This window comes from Vibrio algarum, from assembly GCF_028204155.1.
In the GTDB taxonomy this organism is placed as follows: domain Bacteria; phylum Pseudomonadota; class Gammaproteobacteria; order Enterobacterales; family Vibrionaceae; genus Vibrio; species Vibrio algarum.
Genome location: NZ_JAQLOI010000003.1, coordinates 347495 through 370699, shown reverse-complemented (window position 1 = coordinate 370699; position 23205 = coordinate 347495). Strand labels below are relative to the sequence as shown.

Genomic DNA, 23205 nt, shown 5'->3' with positions numbered 1-23205 from the left:
TTACAGAACATGTTGCCAAAGCGCTTTATCAGGCTTGGCAATGGAACTGTTTTGTACCAGTAGACCTTTTTTGCCCGCACTGTTGGATGCTTCAGTTACCGCTGTTTTTACATCTGTAATTTCACCATTAAGAACCATGTAACATTTGCCACCGATGCCAAAAGCCATATGAATTCTAACCAGTTGTACGTTTGCACTTTTAACCGCTGCATCTGCCGCAGTTATGCAAGCGCCAACACTGTAGGTTTCAACGATACCGATTGATTTTTTTGTTCGATTTCATTTACGCCACTCAACGCTGGCAGAATAGAAGCGTGGACATTGGGGATAACAAAGCTATCAACAGTAAGGTGGCCTCCACAATGAATACCGTTATCTACGGCTTGCTGTATTGCTCCAATTTCACCTCCAACCATAGTAATGTATTTACCTGGGCAGATGGTTTTAGCCAGTAACAACTCAACATTAGCACTTGTGAGCATCACATCAGTGGCTTCTATACCTTTCGCTATGCTGCTCATTTCTACTAATCCAATCGCGTGATACATGGGTTACTCCTTGGTAATCGTTATGTCGGTACTGGAAATATTATGAACTACACCACAAATGCTGGAATGGATGGAGACACCTAAAGCGTCTTCGTCTGGTGTAGCAATGCATTGTCCAACACTCACTTTATCGCCAATAGAAACGATGGGGTTGGATGCTTTTCCTATATGTTGTTGTAATGGAATGCAGACTTGATCTAAATCCCAATCAATGTCTTGCATTGGGGCATCTTTGTTTAATGCGTTAAGGTCTAAGCGCGATATTAAACGTTTAGTTGGGACCATACGGTAAGGAAACATAGGATCTATATCGCGCAGTTCGCCTTCATATCTAGCCCCTTGTTCTCTGAACTGTTTTTTCAGCATTTTGTTGATACGCATTGGAGATATTTCAACAGGGCAAGCGTAAGCCTCACATATACCACACTCAGAGCACGTTAATGCTGAGAGCAAAATGGAAGGTTTACTTACTTTTTCATAGCAAACGGCTTTAACAATTTCACTCGGTGATAATTCGTGACCAACAAGATGTCGGGGGCATAATTCTGTGCACATTTTGCATTGCTCACAAACGTTGCGAGCCATGGTCATTACAGATTCGATAGACTGTTTTTGGCGTTTTATAAGTATGTGATCTTGTGGTAAAACGAGTAATCCACCGGTGGTTTTCGTCACCGGTTGTTCTAAATCCTCAATCACTTTACCCATCATTGGGCCACCCAAAATATAAGCTGGGTTATTTATTGTTACGCCCCCTGCTAATGCGAGAGCTTGCGCAAGCGTTATGCCAATTGGTGCGGTAAACGTAATTGGGTTTGCCACTGCTCCATTAACGGTTAATGTCCGTTTTGTCACAGGCTTACCTTGTTCAAAGGTATCCGCCAATTGTATTAACGTTTGTACATTATTGACGATTACTCCAATACTAATTGGTAGAGCCGCTGCCGCGACTTGTCGTCCTGTTGCCAACCAAATAGTAATCACTTCATCACCAGCCGGATAGATGTCTGGTAAGACATGAATGCGAATATTACTGGGTAATAAGGGAGTAAGCGCAGAAATAGCCGCTGAATATTTCTTTTTGAGTGCAATAATGCCTTCTTTCGCCCCTGTTAGAGACATTCCATATTGCAAACCGCGAATGAGCCTACTTGGCTCTTGAGCCATTAACTGTTGGTCTACTTTAAGTAAAGGTTCACATTCAGCCGCGTTGACCAAAAATATTTCTGCTTTAGATTGCAGTTTGACATAAGTAGGAAAGCCAGCGCCCCCAGCACCGACGATGCCAGCATTTCGAACGGCCTTAAGTAACTCGTCTTTGCTCGTTTTGTTGAGTGTCTCTGAAACGATAGCTTGGTCTGTTTCCAACGTCGATGGAGATGATGGATGGATAGTTGTCATAATATCGCCTCTAATATGTGCCTGATGTCGTTATCGGAAACCGTACACGGATTGGTTGCTAGAGTGCTGTCAGCATGTGTTGCAGCCATAATCAACGACTGCTTTTCTCGCAAATGACCCTCATTAACTCCAAGTTTTCTTAAAGACGTTTGGATATGCAACTTCGCCATTAACTTATTTATGTGAAAGATGAGTTGATTGACAGCGGTTTTGTCGTTGGCGGATTTTGGACAGAGTTGGCAAAATTTCGCCAATCTTGCGTATCGTTTTCTGGCTCTGATGTCTTTTGCATTATGGCGTATGACATGGGGTAATAATATTGCGTTGGCTAACCCATGAGGAATTTTGAACTGGCCTCCCAATTGATGAGCAATAGCATGGTTAAGCCCCAAACCGGCCTGACTAAATGCCATACCAGCCATACTTGATGCGTTATGTACTTTGGTTCTGGTTGGAATGCATTTCCCATTTGCATAGGCGGTAGGCAAATATTGAAAAATGTTGTAGACCGCTTTCTCCGCTAAGGCGTCAGCAAAATCGTTAGCATCAACGGAAACGTATGCTTCAATTGCATGGGTTAATACATCTAATCCTGTATTGGCGGTGATGTTATCTGGTACCGTAACGACCAATTCAGGGTCTAAAATAGCGATGTCTGGAAAAATAGTGGGGTGGAACAGAGGGTATTTAATCCCTTTTTCTTTATCACTAATCACCGTTGCTGATGTGACTTCCGAACCAGTACCACTAGTAGTTGGAATAGCAATGCAACACTCGAGAGGTAAGTGTTGACTTTGTTCCACAAAAAAACGGATGGCTTTGGCGGCATCAATTGCCGAGCCTCCACCAAATCCAATGATGATGTCTGGTTGTACACTTTGTAAATCGGCGATGCCTTTCACAATGGTAGCGATATCGGGATCAGGACTAATATCAGAAAAAAGGAATAGTTGATTATCATCTTCTAACATGGATTTCAGGCGCGTATAAGCTGGGCTTGAGGCTAAAAAACCGTCGCAAACAATCCATATTTTGTTTTGTTTGAATCGCTTTAAATATTCAAGGCTGCCAACGCCACTATACACTCGAGTTTTAACTGAAAATTTCTTCATGATCCCTTTATACTCACTTATTGTTATTAGCGAATTGAAAATCCGTTTTGTAATACACAACGACGCGATCTTGCGAATGATTTTGCTGATGTTGTTCCTTCACCTGTTGGTGTAGCAATAGTGAAAGTGGTAAAACTCTCGGCACCGACACCGATACCTGCATAGGAAGGTCCATTCTTAACGAAAATCGAAGTTTGCATCATTTGTGCGGCTTTATTTAAGCGAGATACGTTTTGTGAGTGCATAATCGCAGTGTGGTGTAGACCGCCTTCAATGCATAAAGAAAGCGCTAACCCATCTTCAAAATTGGCGACACGAACAATAGGTAGTACAGGCATCAGTTGCTCTTCAACAACGAAAATGTCGTCCCCACTTGTTTCTAGGATAATCAACTTTGGTTCTTGCTCTGGGCAATGGATCCCTGCAGTTTCTAGAATAGTGGCAGGGCTGCGACCTACGAGGTTTTTATTTACAGTGCCATTGTCAAAACATGCACTTCGTAAGCGTTCTATATCACTTGGGTTAGAAATTAGGTACGCACCAAATGATTGCATTTGCTGAATAAGTTGGTCTGCAACCGTGTCAACAACAACAACCGCTTTTTCAGCGATACACGGCACGTTATAATCTAAAGATGCCCCCGCAATGATACTTCTAGCTGCATTCGCGATTTCGGCAGTTTCGTCAACGAGGCAAGGGGGATTACCCGCACCAGCGCCTATCACTTTTTTACCTGTTTTCATTGCCGCATCAACAATAGCGGGTCCACCTGTAACGGCTAACAATGAGATGCCCGGATGAATCATCATATCCTGAGTGGCTTTGAAGCTAGGTTCTTTCATTGTGACGATCAGGTTTCTAATTCCACAAGCTCTAAAGGCGATGTCTTCTATTTTACTAATCAACCATAACGAGATGAGCTTAGCTCCTGGGTGAGGGAAAAGTAGACGGTGTTGCCTGCGGCTAACATACTAATACTGTTATTGATTATAGTTTCTGTTGGGTTAGTACTTGGCGTGATAGAGCCAATGACGCCGTAAGGTGAATATTCATATAGCACCATGCCGTCGTCACCAGTTAACGCTTGAGTAGTGAGGTCTTCGATACCTGGTGTATTATTCAATGCTGCCTGATTTTTTAGAATTTTGTGTTCCGTGTTGCCCATACCAGATTCAGCTACTGCATCAGCGGCTAATTTTGGAATGATGGGCGCTAACTCTTTTCTAATCGCGGTAATAATAGCACTACGAGTTTTTAGCGGGCTTTTATGAAAACGCTGAAATGCTGAAGAAGCGGCTTGTATAGCGCTATCCACACTTTCGAATAAAGCATTTTCTGTTGCAGCAGGTGATTCAACTGGTGCATTTTGGGCGAGTTTCTCGCTTAAAATATTGCGAACAATGCTTTCTAATTCATTACTGTCCATTATCTATTTTTCCTCTAAATCTAAGTTTTTGATGGCAGCAAGTGCAATCTCTATGTCTTGCTTAACCGTACCGCCACTGATGCCAATAGCACCGACGAGTTGTTGTTGTTGGTACAAAGGAATACCACCGCCAAAGGTGACAATTTTTCCATCGCACATGGTTTCTAGTTGGTAAAGGTCTGTACCGGGTTGTATCAAATCAGATAGTTGATGAGTCGCGCATTTTAGTGCGACTGACGTATAGGCTTTTTTGGGTGCTAAATCGGTGCTCACTAATAAGGCTTCTGGCATGCGATAGGTCATAATCAGATGTCCGTTCGCATCGACAACAGAAATCACCACAGGGACTTTTCGTCCAATAGATGCATCAACAGCTTGTTTCATCATTTGATGAACATGGATAAAATTGAGTCCTTCAGGCATTTGCATGATACTTTTCTCTTGCTTAATTTCGTTGGTTTGATGGCGGTGGTTAGGGCCGTTTTCTACCGCTTCACAATAGTTGTGAACAATCGTCTGAATCATATTCTCGTTGGTGGCATAATCATCTTCTGCTCGTGCAAGTGCATAGAGAAAATCGGATAGCCGGTTTATATATTTGAGAACGATAGGGCGCATGTTCGATTGTTGAGAGACTTCTACTAAGCGTCTTTCTGCTCTTCTTGCTATTGTTCTAGCACAATGAAGTCGACTCCCAGCCTCTGAACTTCCCGGCAAGATAAAACTTTTTACAGGGGGAAGTGCAGACATGCACTGGTCAATCGCACGTTCCATTGACTCGAGATCGCCAGCTTCTATCAACCTTTGGTTATTTTTAGTCGCGCTTTGGTCAGCTGTCGCTACTTCGGCACCAAGATAAAAAAGCTGATGTTGGATGGATTCCAGTAGTGGAACATGACACTCATTTTTAACCGCTTTGGTGGCGAGAGCGATGTTAGAGTTGAGTTCGTCAATGGTTCCGTATGCGTCAACCTGTAAATCCGATTTATTCACTCTTGTTCCGCCAACTAAAGAGGTTGTGCCTGCATCCCCTTTTTTTGTATAAATACTCATTCTCTTGCTTTCCTTAACCTTAAGAGCGATAGCTAACTGAGTCGACAATTCCGACGATGGCCAGATCAACTGCTTCACAGTTATTGTCTTGAATCAGTCGAGCAGAAGAACCTCTGGTGACAAACACTAGTTCTCCTTCACCAGCACCAACACAGTCGGCCGCAATTTCGTCAGACCATTCAGGGTTCGATGTTTCGGTGTCGTCACCATTTACTCTTCTTACAATTAATAACTTTCTACCGATGAGCGATGGTGTTTTTTGAGTCGAAACAATAGAACCTACAACTTTTGCTAATTGCATGATTTACCTCACTTTAATTAAGTGAATGTTGTTTTGGATAAGGATGTCCTTTGCCAATGGCGTAACCAGCGTTGTTTTTGGCGTAATCAACCATTTTCCAGTCAAAGTGATCACCTGCTGGTAACCCAAAACGGGTGCTGTTTCTAACTTGATAGTGTTGCCAAGTTGGTCACTGAGTTGGATCGGTAATAGTGCTAATCCTTCGATGGGTAAAGACGGTAAAAGATGCTCATGAATATTAATTTTGAGTTCAAGGCCATAAGAGAGAGCATCATAAACATGTTGCACAGCAGGAGTGACATGGGTACTCCTGCCATGGCTAGCGAGTTGCTGAATAAACTGCATGTCGGGTAGCGTAATAAATAACGTGCTGTAATTTGAGTAAACAGACTTTGATATTCCTTTTGTTAACGCATTTAAGTCTGTCTTATAAACAGCGTTTTGACGTTTAGTGAGAATGTTAATCACCGCGTTAACAATACTAGTAATGTCGATCTCTTGGCTCGTCACTATTACACCTATTAGTCTTTTATCAAAACTGCAAAAGCAGATTGATTACCTAAGTCCGCTGCATTGGCTTCATCGGTATCGATGTGCATTTCGAGTTTCATCGCAGGGTCAATACGAATCGCAACGTCGTCGAAAATCGCCTTTCTAAGCGTGCCTTCAATGGATACTTTTACTGAATCGCCTTCTGAAACTCCGTAAACTAGCGCCTCTAATGGAGACATGTGGATATGGCGCAGCGCAACAAGCGTACCTTGTTCTAATGTTACTTCTCCAAACGGACTGACTAAGCGAACACCGGGTGTTCCAGCCAGTTTTCCAGATAGACGGAGAGGAGCTTTAACTCCGATAGCACGAGCATCGGTTGCAGAAATTTCCACCTGGGTTTGACTACGTAAAGGCCCTAGGATTCGTACTCGTTCAATGCACCCTTTTGGTCCACATATAGTGACTATTTCATCCGCCGCATATTGACCTGGTTGTAGCAGCATCTTCTTAACGGTTAGATCTCGACCAGGGAACAGGGCTGTAAAATCGGCCTCGCAAAGATGTATATGACGATTAGATACCCCGACAGGTATTGGTCTTTGGCGCATCTCATCAAATAGGTTTTCTACAATGCTCTCGACTTTGTTGTGGATTAACGCCTCCTCAACCATTGTACTTTCCTCCATTCAAGCAGTTACCATGAGGTTCGCCTTTATGCCGAGGACATTGTGGGTCTAAGCAAAGATTACATGTCGCTGTTTGCGATAAAGCTTGTTCGGTTTTTTTGACTCTTCTTGTGGTTCATGGTCTGTTTGAATGTCTGCAATTTCAGCTTCTTGTACTGATGAATTTTCAGGTTCTTCATTCACTTCTTCAATCGTTTCTACTTGTTCTACAGTTTCATCTACTACTTGTTCTGGTTGCTCAGACGGTTGCTCTTCTACTGCTATTTGTGGTAGTTCTGCTGTTTCAGTTGCCTTTTTGGCCTCAGTCTTTTTAGGGGTCGGCGTGAAGGTTTTCAGTAATTTTAGGTCAGGGCGAGATAAAACTTTTTGAGAAACAAGGCCGCCATTTTTGTTCGCTAACAATGCTCCAGAAGATATCGCTGCCTGAACTGCAGCAACATCGCCAGTGACTTTTATTAACATCCAACCATTACCGTTGGTCTTTTCGATGTCTACAATATTAATTGCAGCACACTTTGCCATTGCATCAGCGGTATTGATCGCTAAGGCTAAGCCTTTAACTTCTAACAAACCGAGAGAGATTTTCACCTTCTGTACTCCTTGTTGATTATTCATTGATTTTGAACGGTATACCTTTGACTAAACGAGCGGCGTTGCTACCGATGTTTCTAAGCTGAAACGGATTAGCAACGTCGTGGTATGCCTTTCTAAATAAAGGTTGTTGTTTAGATAAGTTTTTGTAATGTATGACTATCTCTTCTTTGGTTGATGCGATGCCAACCGCCAATGCTGATTGATGTGCCGCTTCATAAGCTTGCTCTTCAATTGAATCTTCAGCATTTCCTTTCCTGATTTGATAAGGAATGCCTTCTTCTTCCATACCAAACAAGACTTGATTCCAATGAGATTCAAGCTCTCCACTTTGAGTCATGATCAATATGCTGGGTTTATGTTCACTGAAGTTGATCACTAGTTATCTCCCTGCTGCGCATGAGACAGAATTAACCCCGTTGCCACCGCGTTGCGTGGTCCTTCTTGTCCACGAATATTGCCTTGTCCTGCAACAAGGTTGTAATGCGCTAAGGCGTCAGTAACTAATTGAGGTATTTCGAAATCAAGTGATGACCCACCGACGAGAACGACGAATGGAATATCACGAATATTGCCTGTAGGACTAACCGATTTAAGTGCTCTTAGCGAATTTGTCACGAATACACGAGATTTGGCACTACGACGAATGTTACGGATTTTTTCTAAGGTAAGGTCTGCGTCTAAAGGAATTAGACCTTCGTCTTTAACCACAACAACTCTGGCAAATACGTCTGAGGAAAGCGGTTTGTCAAAAAATTGGACGCTGTTATCTTCGTGGCGAATGTGAAATAGGCTTTCTACTTTAGCCAAAGGATATCGTTTAATATCCTCTGCAAGGTAGCGATCGGATAAACCGAGTTCAGCCGCAATAACCATGGTTACCATCTCACCTGCTCCTGCAAGGTGGGTTGCCACAATGTCGTTTTTACCATTGATGATAGAGGCATCGGTAGAACCTGCACCTAAATCTAGAATTGCCATTGGTTTTGCTGTACCTGGCGTTGTTAGCGCTCCTAATATAGCCGCTTCCGCTTCTGCGCCACCTATTTGAACTTCAATATCAAGAGTATGATGAATTTCTTCCGCAATACGTGCCATTTGTAAATGGTCAGACTTGACCATTGACGCGATTCCTACCGCATGTTCGAGAGCAAACTCACCAGCTAACCCTCCTTGCACGTTGACAGGGACTAACGTGTCTACGGCCAGCAAATCTTGAATAAATACTTCGTCACAAGGTTTGTTTGTCAACTCAGCCATAGTCTGGCGAACATTTTCAATCATTCCACCAATGTTGGTGCCTAATTCACCAACTGCGTTGCTTAAGTGACTTAGAGAAGAGACGGCATCCATTACTGCCTGGCTTCCTTTAGCTATATCGACTTCAATAGTTTGGTTTTTACAAAAAAGAGATAATTTTCCAGCCGGAATAACTCGGGCTTTGACATCACCTTCCGGTGTTTTAACAACAACGGCAGACCGAGTTCCGATTAGTGCTCTGGCGATAGGGACAATACTTTTTGTTTCCTCTGGAGTGAGGTTAAACAAAGTTGCAATACCATATGGGTTAGATAAGGTATTGATAACTTTACCTTGGGATGCAACCTCTATTGCGGCTTGCATTCCAAGAGGAATTTTATGGACAAAAGCGACCTCATCAACAATAGGGATGATTTTGTCTAGGCGATTATTAACCAACACACCATCATCTCTCTGTAAGATAGCGCCTGTTACGTCGTAGCCTAAAGTCGACGCCTGATTTATCATCGAAGCGATATCGGCAAAATCGATATCTTTCGTTGCAACGACGATATACGCATTTGATTTATCTAAGGTTAGAAGTTCATCAAATGTAGTAGTGATGCCAACGCCAACTCCAAGACCACCAGGGGTCTTGGGGTTGTGACCGATCATGGTTGACTCGGTGATGATTGTTTCTGTGATCATCTCCATCGCAACATCACCAATCACTGGCGTAGCTTCATTAATGCGGATAAGGTCAAGATCTTTAAGCGTGATTCCTGACTTAGCAACCAAAAGGTCTAAAGCCTTGTATATCCCGACTAAGTTCTGTTTGGTTCCTTTTATCCCAGTTGTGTCTGTAATAGCGCTAGCGATAAATTGCTGCTCACCATCAAATTGTGACTGGGCTAAGGCGACTTCGGTAGAGGAGTTACCAATATCAACACCAACAATGTAGGTCATAATCTTATCCATTTAGTTAATAAAAAAACTGAAGCTTAGTTGTCGCCTTTCAGTTTTTTCCTTTCTTGGTACAGCTGAGCCGCTTCCCTTACAAATCCAGCGCATATTGTTGCTTTATATTTGCTCTCTAGTTCTTGAGCGATATCGAGCAATTCTTGTTTGCTAGAACGGTATGGGCGTAATGCATTGTAGATATCAAGGACTTGATCATCTGGCACCGCAGTCATCTCTGCAGCGCGTTCAAAGTTCAGTGCCAAGAGATCACGACCTGCATCTCGAGCAATATCAGCCTGAGTTCTTAAGATTTCAGGAGTGATACGCATATCTTTATTGGTTACACTGCCGTTTAAAACGTTTTCCAACGTGATATCTTCAGCTGTTTTTCCTGTCGGTGTTTTTACCCAGTCAGGATGTTTGCTTGCTAGCGGATAGTCGTTGACTGTCGCTGTCGAAGATCGTGTAGGAGTCGAGCTAGTAGCCGATGAAGCGCTTTGTTGACCATTCATCTTCTCCAGTACATCACGAACCATCGATTCAATCGTTTCTGAATTCATGTTATTTTCCTTATTAAATGGCTACCGCTAGCTCTACTGCGTTCTTGCCAGTTACAACGTGCTTAGTTTCCTTGATGTGCAGTACAGCCGATTTAGCTTGGTATTTAGGCCTTGCCATCTGGTCGTTAAGTGTTGGAACAGGTTGTGGTGTTTCCCCTTTCGCATATTTAGCCGAGTTTTTGCCGATTAGACGATAAGTCTCGAGCGTCAATAATGGAGCTTGAGGGAATAACTCTAAGTTAGACAAAGGTGGCAATCCTTTTTGATGGATAACCGTTGTGCCTTTAGATTGGATACCAATACAGATACCTGAGCCACAAAGGTGTTCACCTTCTACCGCAACAAATGCAACATCAGAGGACTTAAAGCAACGAACAACTCTGGCACTAAGTCCTTCTTCTTCGATACCTGCAATCATTTCTCTGATAATGTCTTTGTGAGGGACGCCAACAATACTTTCAGTCTGAGATAGACCAAATGCTGGGCCAACAGCAATCACAACTTCATCGCGTTTGGTGCTGATCTTAGCTTCACCTATTTCTTGCAAGAATCCGGCGCTAGAAGCACTATTTGACGGTTTAGTAAACGAAACCGTTTGAGATTCTTGCTTTGTTTGCATACTACTGATTACATCTTCAATGATAGTGCGTAGCAATTTTTCGTTGATTTCCATAATCAGTCTCCTTAACCCAATTCTTGTGGATCTAACGCATTTGGAATATTTTTGATTTGTTCCCAACGCTTGCCTTCAACTCGATAACCGGTTGCAGGTCCTGCGTAGTCGTTCAGGTGATTGACTGCGGAAACGACTTCGTTGTCCCCAAGAATGATGGCTGAAGTATGGAGGTAATCTCCTGATATTTTTGCTTTCTGAATATCAAGCATATTTTGAGCTACGTCTTCGAAACCACCTTTGTATAAGGCCGTAACGACTTCTAAACCAGTTCGGTCTTGGTCAATGATTTCTTGAGCTGCTTTGAGGTCTTCAACCATGTTACGTTCAGGCATATCTCTTGAGCCGTGAGCATAGGTCGCTGCGGTTACTTCTTCGTCTGTGATCTCAGGAAGTCCCATACCAGCGAATATCGCTTGCATAGCACGCGCTGCTTTATTTCGAATCGCTACTACGTCTTCCTCAACGACTGGATTAAGTCCGCCGTCTACACGTAAGTCGCGTTGAAGAACGTTGTAATCATCGAAATCTTCTGCGTCTTCATTGGAGCCTGCAAACATGTTGTCATAGTTTGGTGTGGCAGAGTAACCTGATGAAATGAAGTCTGTACCTGGCAAGAATTGCATAAGCATACGTGCCGTACGTCTCATGTCAGAGTGAGTAAAGGTTTGGTCATTACTTGACGCACATTCTAAATCAAGTGCAGAACAGATTAAGTTTTCAGCTAATACTGCACGGATACCAGAAGGCACGGCAGAAGGAACACCAATACAGCTCACTGAACCATTTTGTAAACCTTGAACACCAGCTGCTTTAGTGATGTAAATGCATCGAGCTTCCAAATAAAGCATCGATTTACCTTCAGCGTAACCCATTTGTACTTCAGAGCCACTACCAGAAGTGAAACGCATTTTTAGACCACGAGAAGCGTACGCAGATGCTAGGAAACCTTTAGACCAAGGCGTATCATCTCCATCAGTAAATACAGGTTCAGTACCGTAAACAGAAATAGTTTCCGCGTAGCAAGTGTGACCAAGCATACCGAGTTTAAGTTCTGTCGCTTCTTCCAACGCACATTGTGTCAATACGCCAGGACGACCCACTTGAGAACCAACCAATAACGCAATAGCGTTAAATGGAGCATAACGTGCAACCGCTACCGTAGTTTCTTGTTCATCGAATCCACGAAATGCACCTTCTGCTGCATCTGCTGCGATTTGCACTGGATTGTCTTTAATGTTAGTCACGTGAGCTTGTTGAGACGGCGACTTTCTTGCTCTCATTTTCTGCATTGACATCATCATTTCGACAACATTCATTTGTGACATTACGTCTACAATTTTTGCCGGGGTCATAGCAGTAGTTAGCGGCACAATGTCTTTACGTGGAACGTTTGGATCACACAACATATTGGCCAGTTTTACTGAATCCATCGCCATTACTTTTTCTGCGTTTTCTAAGTTAATACCGTAACGCGCAATAAAATGGTCTATTAAGTCAAACTCAGCTTTGGGTTTGTTATCTAGTTCAATGACTTCGCCATTGACAATTTTGATGGAAGGTATCGGATCGTTAGGGCTATCCATAGCGATAAACCCTTCTTCGACCCACTCTTTAACAAATCCGTCCTGATTAACTGGACGCTTTGCCAATGCTTCAAATCTTTTTGATTTCATGGATCAACCTCTGCGTAGCATTAGATATAAGAAGGACGAGTATTGGTTGGCTCGTCACCCATTGCTGATAGCAGGGTTTTTCCAACTTCACGTGCTGAAATGACGGCTTGACGCACTGCGCCAGAATCGCCAGAGATAACTAGAATAGCTTCATTACTAAAGCTAGTTCCGTTAGCGGGTGTGCTATAGGCAACCGTCTCAACATTTGCGGCTTTCACAGCTGTATCAGCCATTAGAACGCCAACTGCGGCAGGCGCACCGACAATAACGCCACATGCTTTACCTAGTGGAGTACCGAATGCTTTTTCTAGTGCATAACTTGCTCTAGCGCTGTATTGAAGTTCTATATGGCCAGCATCGTTTGCGTATACATCACCGAAAGTTCGGTCTAATTCTTTTAGAGCGACTTCTACTGCTCGTCTTACATCAGAAACATCATCGCCACCAAAGACGATAAGAGATCCGTGACCAGCTCCGCCTTTCGTATCACGTGGAAGCTCGATAGTAATGACTTCGGTATTGGTACTCTTAACCGCTTCGTCTGCTGCCATGATGTGAGGGCCAGCACCTACGCGTGCACCCATAATGCCGATAGAGCGATATTTCTTCTCTAACTTCATTGCGTCTAATACTTCAGTATCTACATTAGCAATCACAAGTCCGATAGTGTCGCCGATTGCAGTACCTACAAATTCTGTTAAACCACAGGTTTTCTGTGTCATTTTCCCGCCTCGTTCAATATTTTGTTGATCCGGAGTTTGATTCCCTTGATCATTAACTTTTGCCATAACCTGAGTCATGACTTCGTCGACCAGGTTCCTATCCATTACTCAAGCCCTTTTGGAAGAATTTTTTCTACGTCAGTGTGAGGACGAGGAATTACGTGTGTTGCAACAATCTCACCTACGTTCGCACCAGCAGAAGCGCCTGCATCTGTCGCTGCTTTCACTGCGCCTACGTCACCACGGACAATAACTGTAACTAAACCAGAGCCAATCTTTTCGTAACCAACTAAATCTACATTTGCTGATTTAACCATTGTGTCAGCAGCTTCAATTGCGGCTGTTAGCCCTTTTGTTTCTACCATACCTAATGCTTCTTGTTGCATAATAACCTCTACTATTTAGTGATTCTTTGTGTGCTAAAAAATTAATTAACGAGCTTTGAAAACGGAATCAAATCTATACCGAATTATTGGTAAAAAATTGTCTATTAATTGTTTTAATCAGAGTTATTTGTGGTGTGAGTACGATAAAAAATTGTCATTTATTGGTTTGCGGTCATATATGACGGGCGTATGATAGGATTGTAGCAATAAGAATAAATAGCTAAATTGAACTTTATAATTTGAGATATAGGTTAAATTATTGCAAATAGTATGACCTGTATTGCATTTTTACAAAATAGAAAAGACAAAAAAATACCATTTCATATAAAAACTGTAACCAACTGAAATAAAAGGTTTATATGTATTTATGTAAACGTTTAACAGCATAATAATTATATCAATAACGTATTGTGTTCCTACAATTTGACACGTGAATAGCAATTAATTACCATCGAAATTAATATTTAACCGCTAACATCAGCCTAGAAAAATAATGCGAGATGTTTTGAGTGTTTATATTTTTTCTTAAATATAAACACACGAAAAAATCGTGATTAACACACAATAATTTGATGAAACAAAAAGGTTAAGGGATAACTATGAAAGATTCATTGAGAGGGCAGTGTATAGCGGAGTTCTTTGCTACAGGGCTGTTCTTGTTTTTTGGCGCAGCATGCCTGTCTGCTATAAAAGTGGCGGGTGCACAATTTGGGTTGTGGGAAATATGTATCGTTTGGGGAATGGGCATTTCGTTAGCGGTTTATTTAGCTGCCGGTATTTCTGGAGCGCATTTAAATCCTGCAGTAACAATTGGTCTGTGGCTTTTTGGCAATTTTGAAAGACGCAAAGTATTGCCTTATATAGCTTCACAAACGGCAGGTGCATTTTTCGGTGTTGCTGTTTGTTACTTTCTCTATGCTGATTTATTCGTATTGTATGAACAAACTAATAATATGGTACGTGGTAGTGAAGATAGCTTGTACTTAGCGAGTATTTTTTCTACTTATTCGAACGCAGCAATACCATTATGGCGTGCAGCTATCATTGAGGTTGTTATTACCGCGACGCTTATGGGGCTAATTTTTGCTTTGACCGATGATGGTAACGGGGTACCAAAAGGACCATTAGCACCACTACTTATTGGTCTACTCGTTGCAGTTATTGGCGCAGCAACGGGTCCTCTTACGGGTTTCGCGATGAACCCAGCAAGGGATTTCGGTCCGAAGTTATTTGCATTTGTTGCGGGATGGGGAGAAATAAGCTTTACCGGAGGTAAAGAGATCCCTTACTTTATTATTCCTATTGTTGCACCGGTTGTAGGGGCAATAATTGGTGGTGCGGGGTATCGATACTTCATCACCAGAAGTCTGGAAGCAGAAAAAGCAGCCCAGATATTAGAAACAAAAAGCGCAGCCAAGAGTTTGAAAACAGAGAACGTATAACAGTATGTAACATTGCTTTTGTTATACAATTATTAAGAAATGGTTGCGCTGTTTTACATTACAGATAACGCATCCATTTTTGTCATTGGAAGACAAAGCGGACTTTTTAAAGGGTTGTATTACAGAGGAGGTAGGGAATGAACACGAAACCGGACAATTTTTTAGAGTCGCAAGGCATTAATAAAATTCTAGAAGATTTTGCTAATTCAACTGGATTAGCAGTCGTTCTAGTTGATATTGAAGGTCGGGAGGTTTCAGAAAGTATTAATTTTACGGATTTTTGTTTGCGAATTAGACAGCATCCAGATTTGTACGCTCGCTGTAAAAACAGTGATCGATGCGGTGGCTTAGAAGCATCAAAAGAGCATAAACCGTGTGTTTATCGTTGCCATGCAGGGCTAATCGATTTTTCAATACCGTTAGAAATTAATGGCCACCTCGTCGGTTTTGTACTTTGCGGTCAGGCCCGAGTAAAAAATGCCGTTGGGTTAGATGATATTCAACCAGTAGATAAAAAGTGGATGCAAAACGCAGAACTGGTTGAAGATTATGAAAAAATCAAAGAAGTCGATTATGGAAAATTGTTTGCAGCTGCGGATTTGCTTAAAACATTGGTAGATGATTCAATTAAAAAACATATGGATTTTGTGGTTATCAATGATAAATACGATATTAAAAGTCTTTTTCATAGTAGAGAAAGTGCCCATTCATATGATGGAAAAATCAAAAAGGCAGTAAAATATATAGAGTCGCATTATTTCGAAGATATTCGATTGGAAGATGTAGCCGATCATGTTTTTTTAAGCACACATTATTTTAGTAAGTTATTTAAAAAAGAAATTGGGGTTGGATTTAATACCTATGTAAATCAACAGAGGCTCCAGGGCGCGAAAAAAATGTTGCAATACAGTGACTGGTCTATTTCTAGAATTGCCCATAATCTAGGGTATTCATGTTCTAGTTATTTTTGTAAAGTATTTAGAAATTCATATGGCATGACGCCACAAGATTTTAGGAGCTCTATTTCAGATGAGGATGGTTGATTTAAATTCTTTGATTATTTAGGTTTTATTGTCCAACAGATTGTAGATCTGTGTTCATGAATTAATTCCATCGTGTAATATCATTTTACTATGGTGAGAATGTACCATTTAATACTGATGGTATAAGTTTAAATAAATAAACATATTTTGGTATGAGGGAAAAAATATGACCATTTTTTCTCGGATGCTCAAGGAATGGCAGGTTTTACTTTTATCTCTATCCATTTTTACACGCCTACCTATTCCCCGTTCTATTCCGAAAAGTAAGAATGAAGTAATCGAATCATATAAATATAGTGGTGTCGCTGGTTTACTAATTGGTGCGTTCGCAGCATTGATGTATCTTTTTATAGGGTATTACCTGTCTGATTACTATGCAATTTATCTCGCCTTGATTATTAGTTTTGTTGGTGCTCGACTCTATCAAGGGAGTGGGTTTATACCAAAAAGTAATTTAATAATTTCCAATAAAAAGATGAAGTTAAGAACACAGGCTAAAAGACAAGCTGTGATGTTCACAGTATTAATGGTGCTGTTTTTAATCAAGTATATGGTGTTGTTAAGGGTTAATAGCGTACCTCATGCAATGGTTATAGGTCATTTTTTAAGTTACTCAATGGTATTTAGTATTATCTATAAATACAGCTATTCTGATCAAAAGAAGGAATGGGTGAAAGGGGTAAGTATAAGCAGTGAGCGACAAGATGATATAATTGTATTGATGTTTATTGTATTGGCGGTTTCGTGTCTTATTTCAAATTCTAAGCTGTCTTTTTTGTTATTGCTAGTCTCTTTTTTTGTAAGTAGAGTCTTCTTTTTATTAATGGATAAACATGCTTTCATTAAAGTGACTTATGCTATTAATATCGTTCAATCTATTACGGAAATACTGTGTTATATCACTTTCTATGTGGTGGTTGGTAGTTAGTTTTTTGATGGTAAAAAATTGTCTACTTATGATAAAAAATTGTGCTTTTAATAATAATTTTAATTACAGCTCAGAATTAAGATACGCAAAATAATACTATTTCCTCATGCAAGAATTATTAATATTTATACTGAAATTACAAAGGGAATAATATGTCATTCGCATTGAATTTACCAAAGTTAAGTTTTGCCGGGGTAGGCGCTATTGAAGATGCGGTTGCTGTTTTAAATCAACAACCGATTAAGAAAGTACTGATAGTCACTGATAAAAATTTAATTAAGCTAGGTTTATTAGATAAGTTAACTCAAGAGCTAACGTCTTATTCTATTGAATACGTTATATATGATGAAGTTACACCAAACCCTACTGTTACCTTGGTACGTAATGGACTAAAAAAATTCCAAGCAGAAGAGTGTGACTGTTTCATTGCAGTAGGTGGCGGTAGCCCAGTAGATTGTGCAAAAGCCATACGAGTTGTAGCTTCCAATGAGGGTGATATTTGTGAATTTAATGGTGTAGGTAAAGTAACTAACCCCGGTGCTTTTTTTATCGCTATCAATACGACTGCAGGTACCGCAGCAGAAATGACGTCAAACTCTGTCATTACTGATGAAGAAAACAAAGTGAAAATGGTCATAATTGATGGAAAACAAATTCCTGATATTGCCGTCAATGATCCAACCTTGATGACGGGACTACCTGCGAATGTTACCGCAGCAACAGGCATGGATGCTCTAACTCATGCTATTGAAGCCTACGTAACACCAGGTGCGCATACCTTGACTAAACCTACGGCTCTTGAGGCTATTAGATTGATTTCCAAATGGCTGCCAGTTGCTGTTGATAACGGTAGTGATATAGAAGCACGTGATAACTTAGCTTGTGCGCAATTTCTAGCAGGAATGGCATTCAATAGCGCAGGCTTAGGGTTGGTGCATTCTATGGCCCATCAACCTGGTGCGACACATAACTTACCTCATGGTGTTTGTAATGCAATTCTATTACCCGTTGTGAGTAAATTTAACGCGGAAACAGGCCCTGAGCCTTTCCGTGCAGTTGCTGAAGCAATGAGCGGTAATACCTTTGACTTAAATGATAAACAAGCTGCAGATCTAGCGATCGAGCTGATTTGTAATTTATCGGTTCGCGTTGGTATTCCTAGCGGATTTTCTGAACTGGGTGTGACCGAAAGAGATTTTGATGGTTGGATTGATAAAGCGATGCAAGATCCTTGTCTTCCAGGGAACCCAAGGCAACCAAGCCCAGAAGAAGTTATGGCTTTATATAAGCAAGCACTTTAACTGTTGTGAGCCTATAAGGGTAGGCGCAAACAGATGTTATAAAAAATATCATTTTTAAATAAAAAATTTATATATTCCAATAGGTAAGAGTTAACTAATTCACTCTTTAAAAGGGAACCAAGTCAAAGCTTGGGCTGTACCCGCAACTGTAATTGGCGAGCTAATAGCAATTAACCACTGGAGCAATCTGGGAAGGAGCTATTCAGCATAGACCCATAAGCCAGGATACCTGCCTATCGGAATACAACTGCATGCGAGCGGGTGTCTCGGCATATTTAGTTATTACTAAAATAACTGGTACTCACCTCTCTATTGCCAATATTTTGCAATCTCGATTATATAATCGAAAAAATAGATGGAAATAGAATATGAAGTTTTCAAAATGTTTAACAGAAATAGTCGCTAAATATACGACTTTGTTATTCCTCACGGTATTAATTTGTTTCTCTTCTACGGTATCTAGTGCTGATAGTAAACAGCAAAAGTCCGCTATTGTTTTAGCCGCATTTGGCACTACCTACGACACGGCTGTTGTTTCATTATTAGCCATAAAACAGACCGTCGAAGAAGCCTACCCCAATACGCCTGTTAGGTTTGCCTTTACTTCTAATATTATCCGTAAAAAATGGCACTCCCGAAAAAATGATATGGAATACCGAAAACAGCACTCCGAAATTCCTGAAGATTTTTATGATGTAAAAAACGTACTTGGCACGTTAGCGGATCTGCAGAACGAAGGGTACAAAGATATCGTTGTGCAAACGACTCTATTGTCACACGGTGAAGAATATATAGATCTTCAAAATTATGTAAGCGCACTTGCTTCGATAGAAACTTTAAAAGAGAAGTGGCGTCCATTCAGCAATATTGCATTGGGCCGGCCTCTTATGGGCACATGGGGAAACAAGTATGAATATCGGTTTGATTTAGAGAGGCTTGCCGAGTCATTACAAGAAGATATCAAGCTTGCAAAGAAAAACGGTACCGCGCTTGTCTATATGGGACATGGTAATGACCATCTTTCTACCGGTCTTTACTATGAATTGGACCAGTTACTTAACAACATGTATCCAGAAGTAAAAAGTTATGTTGGCCTAGTTGAAGGGCATCCTAACTTTGACTTTATTCTGAATAAAATGAAGCAAGATGGTGTCGATAGCGTAACGTTAAAACCTTTAATGGTCGTTGCAGGTGACCATGCAACCAATGATATGGCGGGAGATGAAAATGATTCTTGGAAAGTCATGCTTTCTAACGCCAACATCAAAGTTATTGCAGTCCTAGAAGGCTTAGGTAGCAAAAAAGCAATTCAAATTATCTACCTTAATCATTTGAAGGATGCCGCAAACGATGCTGGCATCTTTTTGAATTAGTGGTTGAGAGAAAAATGGTGGCTGAGATGAACATGCGAATTTCTGATGAGGTTGACCTTGAAAGTGATGTACGCATTAACAAGAGTCTCATCGACGTGAAATCCCTTACTCGACGGTTTGATAAAAGCATCGCAGTAGACGATGTCAATTTCTCTATTCGTCAGGGAGAGATTTGCGCTTTTCTTGGGCCAAATGGCGCGGGAAAAACCACCATCATTAAGATGTTAACCGGCTTGATATCCCCAACTTCAGGGCAGATTTCCTATCAAGGCAAGAATTACGATCCCGGCCAAATTAGTTTAAAGAAAATGATTGGCGTTGTACCTCAACACAACAATCTTGATAAAGAACTAAGCCTAGCTGAAAACCTCTATGTACATGGTCTGTTATATAAAATGAGAGGCAAGCAGTTGAATCAAGCGATTGTAGATAGCTTGGAGTTTGCCGGCTTAACTGAGCATAAGGACAGACCTGCGGGCAAATTGTCCGGGGGTATGAAAAGGAAGTTGGTTATTGTAAGAGCATTGATGCACAACCCGAAAATCTTGTTTTTAGATGAACCAACAGTTGGTCTTGACCCATTAGCTCGGCGGAAAATGTTGTCTTTTCTTACCAAAATTAACCGCGAGCGTGAATGCACCATTTTTTTGACCACTCACTATATCGAAGAAGCTGAAAAACTGTCAGATAGAGTGATTTTTATCGACCAAGGTAAAATTATCGTAGAGGGTACTTCTCAAGGGCTCAAAAAACATATTGGCCGTTTCGTCCTGGACATCGAAAAAGAGGAGTTAGAACAGGAGTTTTTCGCTGATCGGGAGCGCGCGCAGGCACGGTTAATGAAGCTTGGCAATATTCCTGTAAGCATCAGAGAGACAACATTAGAAGATGTCTTTGTACATATCACTGGCACAAGGTTGAATAGCTATGTTTAGTGGTGTTATTGGTGTTTATTACAGAGAAATAATGATTCTCAGGAAGAAAATTGTACGAGTTTTAATGGCGTCTGCAGTTCCTCCCTTTTTATATTTAATGGCATTTGGCTACGGTGTAGGCAAAGAAACCGTAGTAGATGGTGTTGATTACCTTACTTTCTTACTACCAGGCTTATTAGCCATGTCGAGTATGAACTATAGCTACAATATTGCTTCTGAAATCAATATTAGTCGTTTTTACTTAAAGATATTTGAAGAGTATTTATTGGCACCGAGTCAGCGTTGGCAAATTATTGTTGGGGAAGTGTTTTATGGCATGACCAAAGGATTGATTCCGGTCTTTATGGTCTCTGTTTATTGTGTGGTATCTGACATCGACTTAACGTTTTCAGTACTGTTTATGTTGAGTTTATTTTTACACCTCATGGCCTTTGCACTTATTGGGTTAATCGTTGCCCTTAAGATGAAAAATCATCGGGATCAAGCCTCAATGAATGCGTTTATTATTACGCCAATGATGTTTCTCTCTGGGACATTCTTCCCGGTTGATCAAATGCCAATGATTATTCAAATACTTGCTGCTTTTTCACCGCTTACTTATAGCGCAGAACTTATTCGTTCCTCAATGTTGTCGTCGAGTACGTTTAGTTTTACTTCGTTGATTATTTTGCTTTTGCTAAATATCGCCTTGTGGTTTATCGCAAATCATATTGTGAAGAGGGTTGAAGCATGAAGTTGTGGTTATCCGCCATATTTATTCTAGCAAGTTCTGTTTCTATGTTGATAGGACCGCATTGGATCAATCCTTTTCACATGTCGACAATCGAAAGCAATATATTGACTGAGCTGAGAATGCCTCGAGTTCTTTTTTCCGCCATTATTGGCGCGATGTTAGGACTTAGCGGAAGTGTTTATCAACTGACGCTTAAAAATCCTTTGGCAGATAGTTTTACTACTGGTGCTGCGTCTTCTTCAGCATTGGGTGCAGTATTAGCCATCGCATTAGGTGTGCCAGTGCAATTTATCTCAGTGTTCGCTTTTGCGACTGGAATAACTGGGTTATTGATGGTTTACCGTATGTCGTTAACCGCTGGCCGAATTAATCCTATTACTATGATATTGGCAGGCGTTGTGATGAATATCATCGCCTCTGCAATCATTAGCTTTTCTAAGTATTACTTTGAAGATTCATTGAACTCCATTGTTTATTGGCTTATGGGGGGATTTTCATGGTCAGTTGGGAAAGAGTAACGGCATGCGTTGCATTATTTGGCGCTGTGTTCACTTATTTACATAGAAATTCTATGAAATTGAATGTTCTCGCTTTAGATGAACATTCAGCGCAGAGCCTAGGTATTAACGTAAATCAACTTAGGACTATTGTGTTTGTATTGTCCACTTTGTTGGTTTCTGTCGCCGTTAGCTTTTCAGGCATCATTGGTTTTGTAGGGCTTATTGTTCCGCATATTTCACGTAGCTTGTTTGGCAGCGATATGAAAAACAACATGTTCTATTCCAGTCTGTTTGGAGCCTTCCTATTGATGTCTTCAGACACCTTATCAAGAGTAATTATTCCAGGCGGAGCAGAGTTACCTGTGGGTATCTTAACAGCGATATTCGGCGGTGTTTTCTTCTTCTATCTTTTAAAACGACGTAGAGATCATTTCTGGAATGGCTGATATTCAAATTAAGAACCTTAATTATCAACGAGCAGATTTTGCACTCACTATCGAATCTCTAAACATTCGTTCAGGAGAAAAGGTGGCGTTGATGGGTGAGAACGGTTGTGGCAAAAGCACGTTGATCAACTTGATGGCTGGGTTAATTGAAGCGAATGCGAAGTCCATTTTTTATCAAAACGAAAGATTGGAAAAAATTAGCCACTCCAAGAGAGCACATTTGTTTTCGGTGTTGCCGCAGTTTTCTGATATCTCATTTCCTTTCCGTGTCTGCGAGGTGGTGTTGTTAGGTCGATTCGCAAAACTGACCGGTGTGGACTTTAATCAGTCTGATAGAGACAAAAGTTTGAATTTGATGCAGTTATTGGACATAGACCAATATGCTCAGCGTAGCTTTTCCGATTTGTCTGGTGGTGAAAAGCGTCGTGTAATGATTGCCCGAGTTCTGAATCAAGAAGCGCCGATAATTTATTTGGATGAGCCGAACTCCAGTTTAGATATTCGGCATACTCTACAAATTTTTGAACACTTGAGGCAGCTTCCTCAAACCGTTATCTCGTCAGTACACGACGTGAATTTAGCTTATCAATATTTCGATCGATTTCTCTTTTTAAAAACGGCAACCTGATCTTCGACGTGACTCGAGACGAAGTGACCAGCCCACTACTTGCGGAG

At 41.0% G+C, this 23205-nt stretch carries 26 protein-coding genes, 1 pseudogene and 1 riboswitch; of the genes and pseudogenes, 9 read left to right on the top strand and 18 right to left on the bottom strand.

What is annotated here, in order from left to right; all coding sequences use genetic code 11:
• The 18 genes from PGX00_RS17085 to pduA are packed head-to-tail and all read right to left on the bottom strand — an operon-like array spanning position 1 to position 13829.
• Positions 1-225 carry a BMC domain-containing protein gene (locus PGX00_RS17085; RefSeq protein WP_272140889.1) on the bottom strand — a complete coding sequence of 75 codons (225 nt, stop codon included), beginning with the start codon at positions 223-225 and terminating at the stop codon, positions 1-3.
• Positions 222-548, bottom strand: a complete 327-nt coding sequence (locus tag PGX00_RS17080; protein WP_272138817.1) for a BMC domain-containing protein — start codon at positions 546-548, stop codon at positions 222-224. Before PGX00_RS17080 ends, PGX00_RS17085 begins: the two co-directional genes overlap by 4 nt.
• A 3-nt stretch (positions 549-551) precedes the next feature.
• Positions 552-1949, bottom strand: a complete 1398-nt coding sequence (locus PGX00_RS17075; RefSeq protein WP_272138815.1) for an SLBB domain-containing protein — start codon at positions 1947-1949, stop codon at positions 552-554.
• Positions 1946-3061 (bottom strand): 1-propanol dehydrogenase PduQ, encoded by a 1116-nt coding sequence (locus PGX00_RS17070; RefSeq protein ID WP_272138814.1) that lies wholly within the window; start codon positions 3059-3061, stop codon positions 1946-1948. Before PGX00_RS17070 ends, PGX00_RS17075 begins: the two co-directional genes overlap by 4 nt.
• 26 nt (positions 3062-3087) lie before the next feature.
• Positions 3088-3966, bottom strand: a complete 879-nt coding sequence (locus PGX00_RS17065) for an aldehyde dehydrogenase (protein ID WP_272138812.1) — start codon at positions 3964-3966, stop codon at positions 3088-3090.
• The gene (locus PGX00_RS17060; RefSeq protein ID WP_272138809.1) at positions 3963-4487 is read right to left on the bottom strand and encodes an aldehyde dehydrogenase family protein; all 525 of its coding nucleotides are present in this window, start codon (positions 4485-4487) and stop codon (positions 3963-3965) included. Before PGX00_RS17060 ends, PGX00_RS17065 begins: the two co-directional genes overlap by 4 nt.
• 3 nt (positions 4488-4490) lie before the next feature.
• Positions 4491-5540: a cob(I)yrinic acid a,c-diamide adenosyltransferase gene (locus PGX00_RS17055; protein WP_272138807.1), complete on the bottom strand. Its 1050-nt coding sequence runs from the start codon at positions 5538-5540 to the stop codon at positions 4491-4493.
• A 19-nt stretch (positions 5541-5559) separates the two neighbouring features.
• Positions 5560-5841, bottom strand: coding sequence for a EutN/CcmL family microcompartment protein (locus PGX00_RS17050; RefSeq protein WP_272138805.1), 282 nt, complete (start codon positions 5839-5841; stop codon positions 5560-5562).
• A 3-nt stretch (positions 5842-5844) separates the two neighbouring features.
• Positions 5845-6351, bottom strand: coding sequence for a PduM family microcompartment protein (pduM, locus tag PGX00_RS17045; RefSeq protein WP_272138803.1), 507 nt, complete (start codon positions 6349-6351; stop codon positions 5845-5847).
• Positions 6352-6362: 11 nt separating this feature from the next.
• Positions 6363-7022 carry a phosphate propanoyltransferase gene (locus tag PGX00_RS17040; protein ID WP_272138801.1) on the bottom strand — a complete coding sequence of 220 codons (660 nt, stop codon included), beginning with the start codon at positions 7020-7022 and terminating at the stop codon, positions 6363-6365.
• Positions 7023-7070: 48 nt separating this feature from the next.
• Positions 7071-7610 carry a BMC domain-containing protein gene (locus PGX00_RS17035; RefSeq protein WP_272138799.1) on the bottom strand — a complete coding sequence of 180 codons (540 nt, stop codon included), beginning with the start codon at positions 7608-7610 and terminating at the stop codon, positions 7071-7073.
• Positions 7611-7629: 19 nt separating this feature from the next.
• The gene (locus tag PGX00_RS17030; protein WP_272138797.1) at positions 7630-7992 is read right to left on the bottom strand and encodes a glycerol dehydratase reactivase beta/small subunit family protein; all 363 of its coding nucleotides are present in this window, start codon (positions 7990-7992) and stop codon (positions 7630-7632) included.
• The gene (locus PGX00_RS17025; protein ID WP_272138795.1) at positions 7992-9818 is read right to left on the bottom strand and encodes a diol dehydratase reactivase subunit alpha; all 1827 of its coding nucleotides are present in this window, start codon (positions 9816-9818) and stop codon (positions 7992-7994) included. Before PGX00_RS17025 ends, PGX00_RS17030 begins: the two co-directional genes overlap by 1 nt.
• A 35-nt stretch (positions 9819-9853) precedes the next feature.
• Positions 9854-10372: a propanediol dehydratase small subunit PduE gene (gene pduE, locus PGX00_RS17020; RefSeq protein ID WP_272138793.1), complete on the bottom strand. Its 519-nt coding sequence runs from the start codon at positions 10370-10372 to the stop codon at positions 9854-9856.
• Positions 10373-10385: 13 nt separating this feature from the next.
• Entirely contained in the window at positions 10386-11045 is a 660-nt protein-coding gene (locus PGX00_RS17015) for a propanediol/glycerol family dehydratase medium subunit (protein ID WP_272138791.1), read from the bottom strand.
• A gap of 11 nt (positions 11046-11056) precedes the next feature.
• Positions 11057-12721 (bottom strand): propanediol/glycerol family dehydratase large subunit, encoded by a 1665-nt coding sequence (locus PGX00_RS17010; protein ID WP_272138789.1) that lies wholly within the window; start codon positions 12719-12721, stop codon positions 11057-11059.
• Positions 12722-12741: 20 nt separating this feature from the next.
• On the bottom strand, positions 12742-13548 hold the full coding sequence (gene pduB, locus PGX00_RS17005; protein WP_272138787.1) for a propanediol utilization microcompartment protein PduB: 807 nt from the start codon (positions 13546-13548) through the stop codon (positions 12742-12744).
• Positions 13548-13829, bottom strand: coding sequence for a propanediol utilization microcompartment protein PduA (gene pduA, locus PGX00_RS17000; protein ID WP_272138785.1), 282 nt, complete (start codon positions 13827-13829; stop codon positions 13548-13550). The genes pduB and pduA overlap by 1 nt, the downstream gene beginning before the upstream one ends.
• A 599-nt stretch (positions 13830-14428) precedes the next feature.
• On the opposite strand from pduA, the gene PGX00_RS16995 reads away from it, so the two are divergent.
• The 9 genes and pseudogenes from PGX00_RS16995 (at position 14429) to PGX00_RS16950 (ending at position 23158) form a co-directional block, all read left to right on the top strand.
• A complete protein-coding gene (locus tag PGX00_RS16995; protein ID WP_272138783.1) occupies positions 14429-15271 on the top strand; it encodes an MIP/aquaporin family protein in 843 nt (280 codons plus the stop codon).
• A gap of 137 nt (positions 15272-15408) precedes the next feature.
• On the top strand, positions 15409-16314 hold the full coding sequence (locus PGX00_RS16990; protein ID WP_272138781.1) for a PocR ligand-binding domain-containing protein: 906 nt from the start codon (positions 15409-15411) through the stop codon (positions 16312-16314).
• 166 nt (positions 16315-16480) lie between these two features.
• Complete coding sequence (locus PGX00_RS16985) at positions 16481-17242, top strand: adenosylcobinamide-GDP ribazoletransferase (protein ID WP_272138779.1); 762 nt, start codon at positions 16481-16483, stop codon at positions 17240-17242.
• A gap of 152 nt (positions 17243-17394) precedes the next feature.
• Positions 17395-18543: a lactaldehyde reductase gene (gene fucO, locus PGX00_RS16980; RefSeq protein WP_272138777.1), complete on the top strand. Its 1149-nt coding sequence runs from the start codon at positions 17395-17397 to the stop codon at positions 18541-18543.
• 64 nt (positions 18544-18607) lie between these two features.
• Positions 18608-18794, top strand: a riboswitch (cobalamin riboswitch).
• Between the two features lie 117 nt (positions 18795-18911).
• Positions 18912-19916, top strand: a complete 1005-nt coding sequence (locus PGX00_RS16975) for a sirohydrochlorin cobaltochelatase (RefSeq protein WP_272138775.1) — start codon at positions 18912-18914, stop codon at positions 19914-19916.
• Between the two features lie 26 nt (positions 19917-19942).
• The gene (locus PGX00_RS16970) at positions 19943-20851 is read left to right on the top strand and encodes an ABC transporter ATP-binding protein (protein ID WP_272138773.1); all 909 of its coding nucleotides are present in this window, start codon (positions 19943-19945) and stop codon (positions 20849-20851) included.
• The gene (locus tag PGX00_RS16965) at positions 20844-21584 is read left to right on the top strand and encodes an ABC transporter permease (protein WP_272138771.1); all 741 of its coding nucleotides are present in this window, start codon (positions 20844-20846) and stop codon (positions 21582-21584) included. The genes PGX00_RS16970 and PGX00_RS16965 overlap by 8 nt, the downstream gene beginning before the upstream one ends.
• Positions 21581-22530: pseudogene (locus tag PGX00_RS23000) on the top strand (FecCD family ABC transporter permease). The gene PGX00_RS16965 and the pseudogene PGX00_RS23000 overlap by 4 nt, the downstream one beginning before the upstream one ends.
• Complete coding sequence (locus PGX00_RS16950) at positions 22523-23158, top strand: ABC transporter ATP-binding protein (protein WP_272138765.1); 636 nt, start codon at positions 22523-22525, stop codon at positions 23156-23158. The pseudogene PGX00_RS23000 and the gene PGX00_RS16950 overlap by 8 nt, the downstream one beginning before the upstream one ends.
• Positions 23159-23205 lie beyond the last annotated feature (47 nt).

Bases quoted from the DNA above. Each gene is read 5' to 3' on its own strand.
- PGX00_RS17080 (WP_272138817.1), bottom strand. From the start codon at position 548: ATGTATCACGCGATTGGATTAGTAGAAATGAGCAGCATAGCGAAAGGT.
- PGX00_RS17075 (WP_272138815.1), bottom strand. From the start codon at position 1,949: ATGACAACTATCCATCCATCATCTCCATCGACGTTGGAAACAGACCAA.
- PGX00_RS17070 (WP_272138814.1), bottom strand. From the start codon at position 3,061: ATGAAGAAATTTTCAGTTAAAACTCGAGTGTATAGTGGCGTTGGCAGC.
- PGX00_RS17060 (WP_272138809.1), bottom strand. From the start codon at position 4,487: ATGGACAGTAATGAATTAGAAAGCATTGTTCGCAATATTTTAAGCGAG.
- PGX00_RS17055 (WP_272138807.1), bottom strand. From the start codon at position 5,540: ATGAGTATTTATACAAAAAAAGGGGATGCAGGCACAACCTCTTTAGTT.
- PGX00_RS17050 (WP_272138805.1), bottom strand. From the start codon at position 5,841: ATGCAATTAGCAAAAGTTGTAGGTTCTATTGTTTCGACTCAAAAAACA.
- PGX00_RS17040 (WP_272138801.1), bottom strand. From the start codon at position 7,022: ATGGAGGAAAGTACAATGGTTGAGGAGGCGTTAATCCACAACAAAGTC.
- PGX00_RS17025 (WP_272138795.1), bottom strand. From the start codon at position 9,818: ATGACCTACATTGTTGGTGTTGATATTGGTAACTCCTCTACCGAAGTC.
- pduE (WP_272138793.1), bottom strand. From the start codon at position 10,372: ATGAATTCAGAAACGATTGAATCGATGGTTCGTGATGTACTGGAGAAG.
- PGX00_RS17015 (WP_272138791.1), bottom strand. From the start codon at position 11,045: ATGGAAATCAACGAAAAATTGCTACGCACTATCATTGAAGATGTAATC.
- PGX00_RS17010 (WP_272138789.1), bottom strand. From the start codon at position 12,721: ATGAAATCAAAAAGATTTGAAGCATTGGCAAAGCGTCCAGTTAATCAG.
- pduB (WP_272138787.1), bottom strand. From the start codon at position 13,548: ATGGATAGGAACCTGGTCGACGAAGTCATGACTCAGGTTATGGCAAAA.
- pduA (WP_272138785.1), bottom strand. From the start codon at position 13,829: ATGCAACAAGAAGCATTAGGTATGGTAGAAACAAAAGGGCTAACAGCC.
- PGX00_RS16995 (WP_272138783.1), top strand. From the start codon at position 14,429: ATGAAAGATTCATTGAGAGGGCAGTGTATAGCGGAGTTCTTTGCTACA.
- PGX00_RS16990 (WP_272138781.1), top strand. From the start codon at position 15,409: ATGAACACGAAACCGGACAATTTTTTAGAGTCGCAAGGCATTAATAAA.
- PGX00_RS16985 (WP_272138779.1), top strand. From the start codon at position 16,481: ATGACCATTTTTTCTCGGATGCTCAAGGAATGGCAGGTTTTACTTTTA.
- fucO (WP_272138777.1), top strand. From the start codon at position 17,395: ATGTCATTCGCATTGAATTTACCAAAGTTAAGTTTTGCCGGGGTAGGC.
- PGX00_RS16975 (WP_272138775.1), top strand. From the start codon at position 18,912: ATGAAGTTTTCAAAATGTTTAACAGAAATAGTCGCTAAATATACGACT.
- PGX00_RS16970 (WP_272138773.1), top strand. From the start codon at position 19,943: ATGAACATGCGAATTTCTGATGAGGTTGACCTTGAAAGTGATGTACGC.
- PGX00_RS16965 (WP_272138771.1), top strand. From the start codon at position 20,844: ATGTTTAGTGGTGTTATTGGTGTTTATTACAGAGAAATAATGATTCTC.
- PGX00_RS16950 (WP_272138765.1), top strand. From the start codon at position 22,523: ATGGCTGATATTCAAATTAAGAACCTTAATTATCAACGAGCAGATTTT.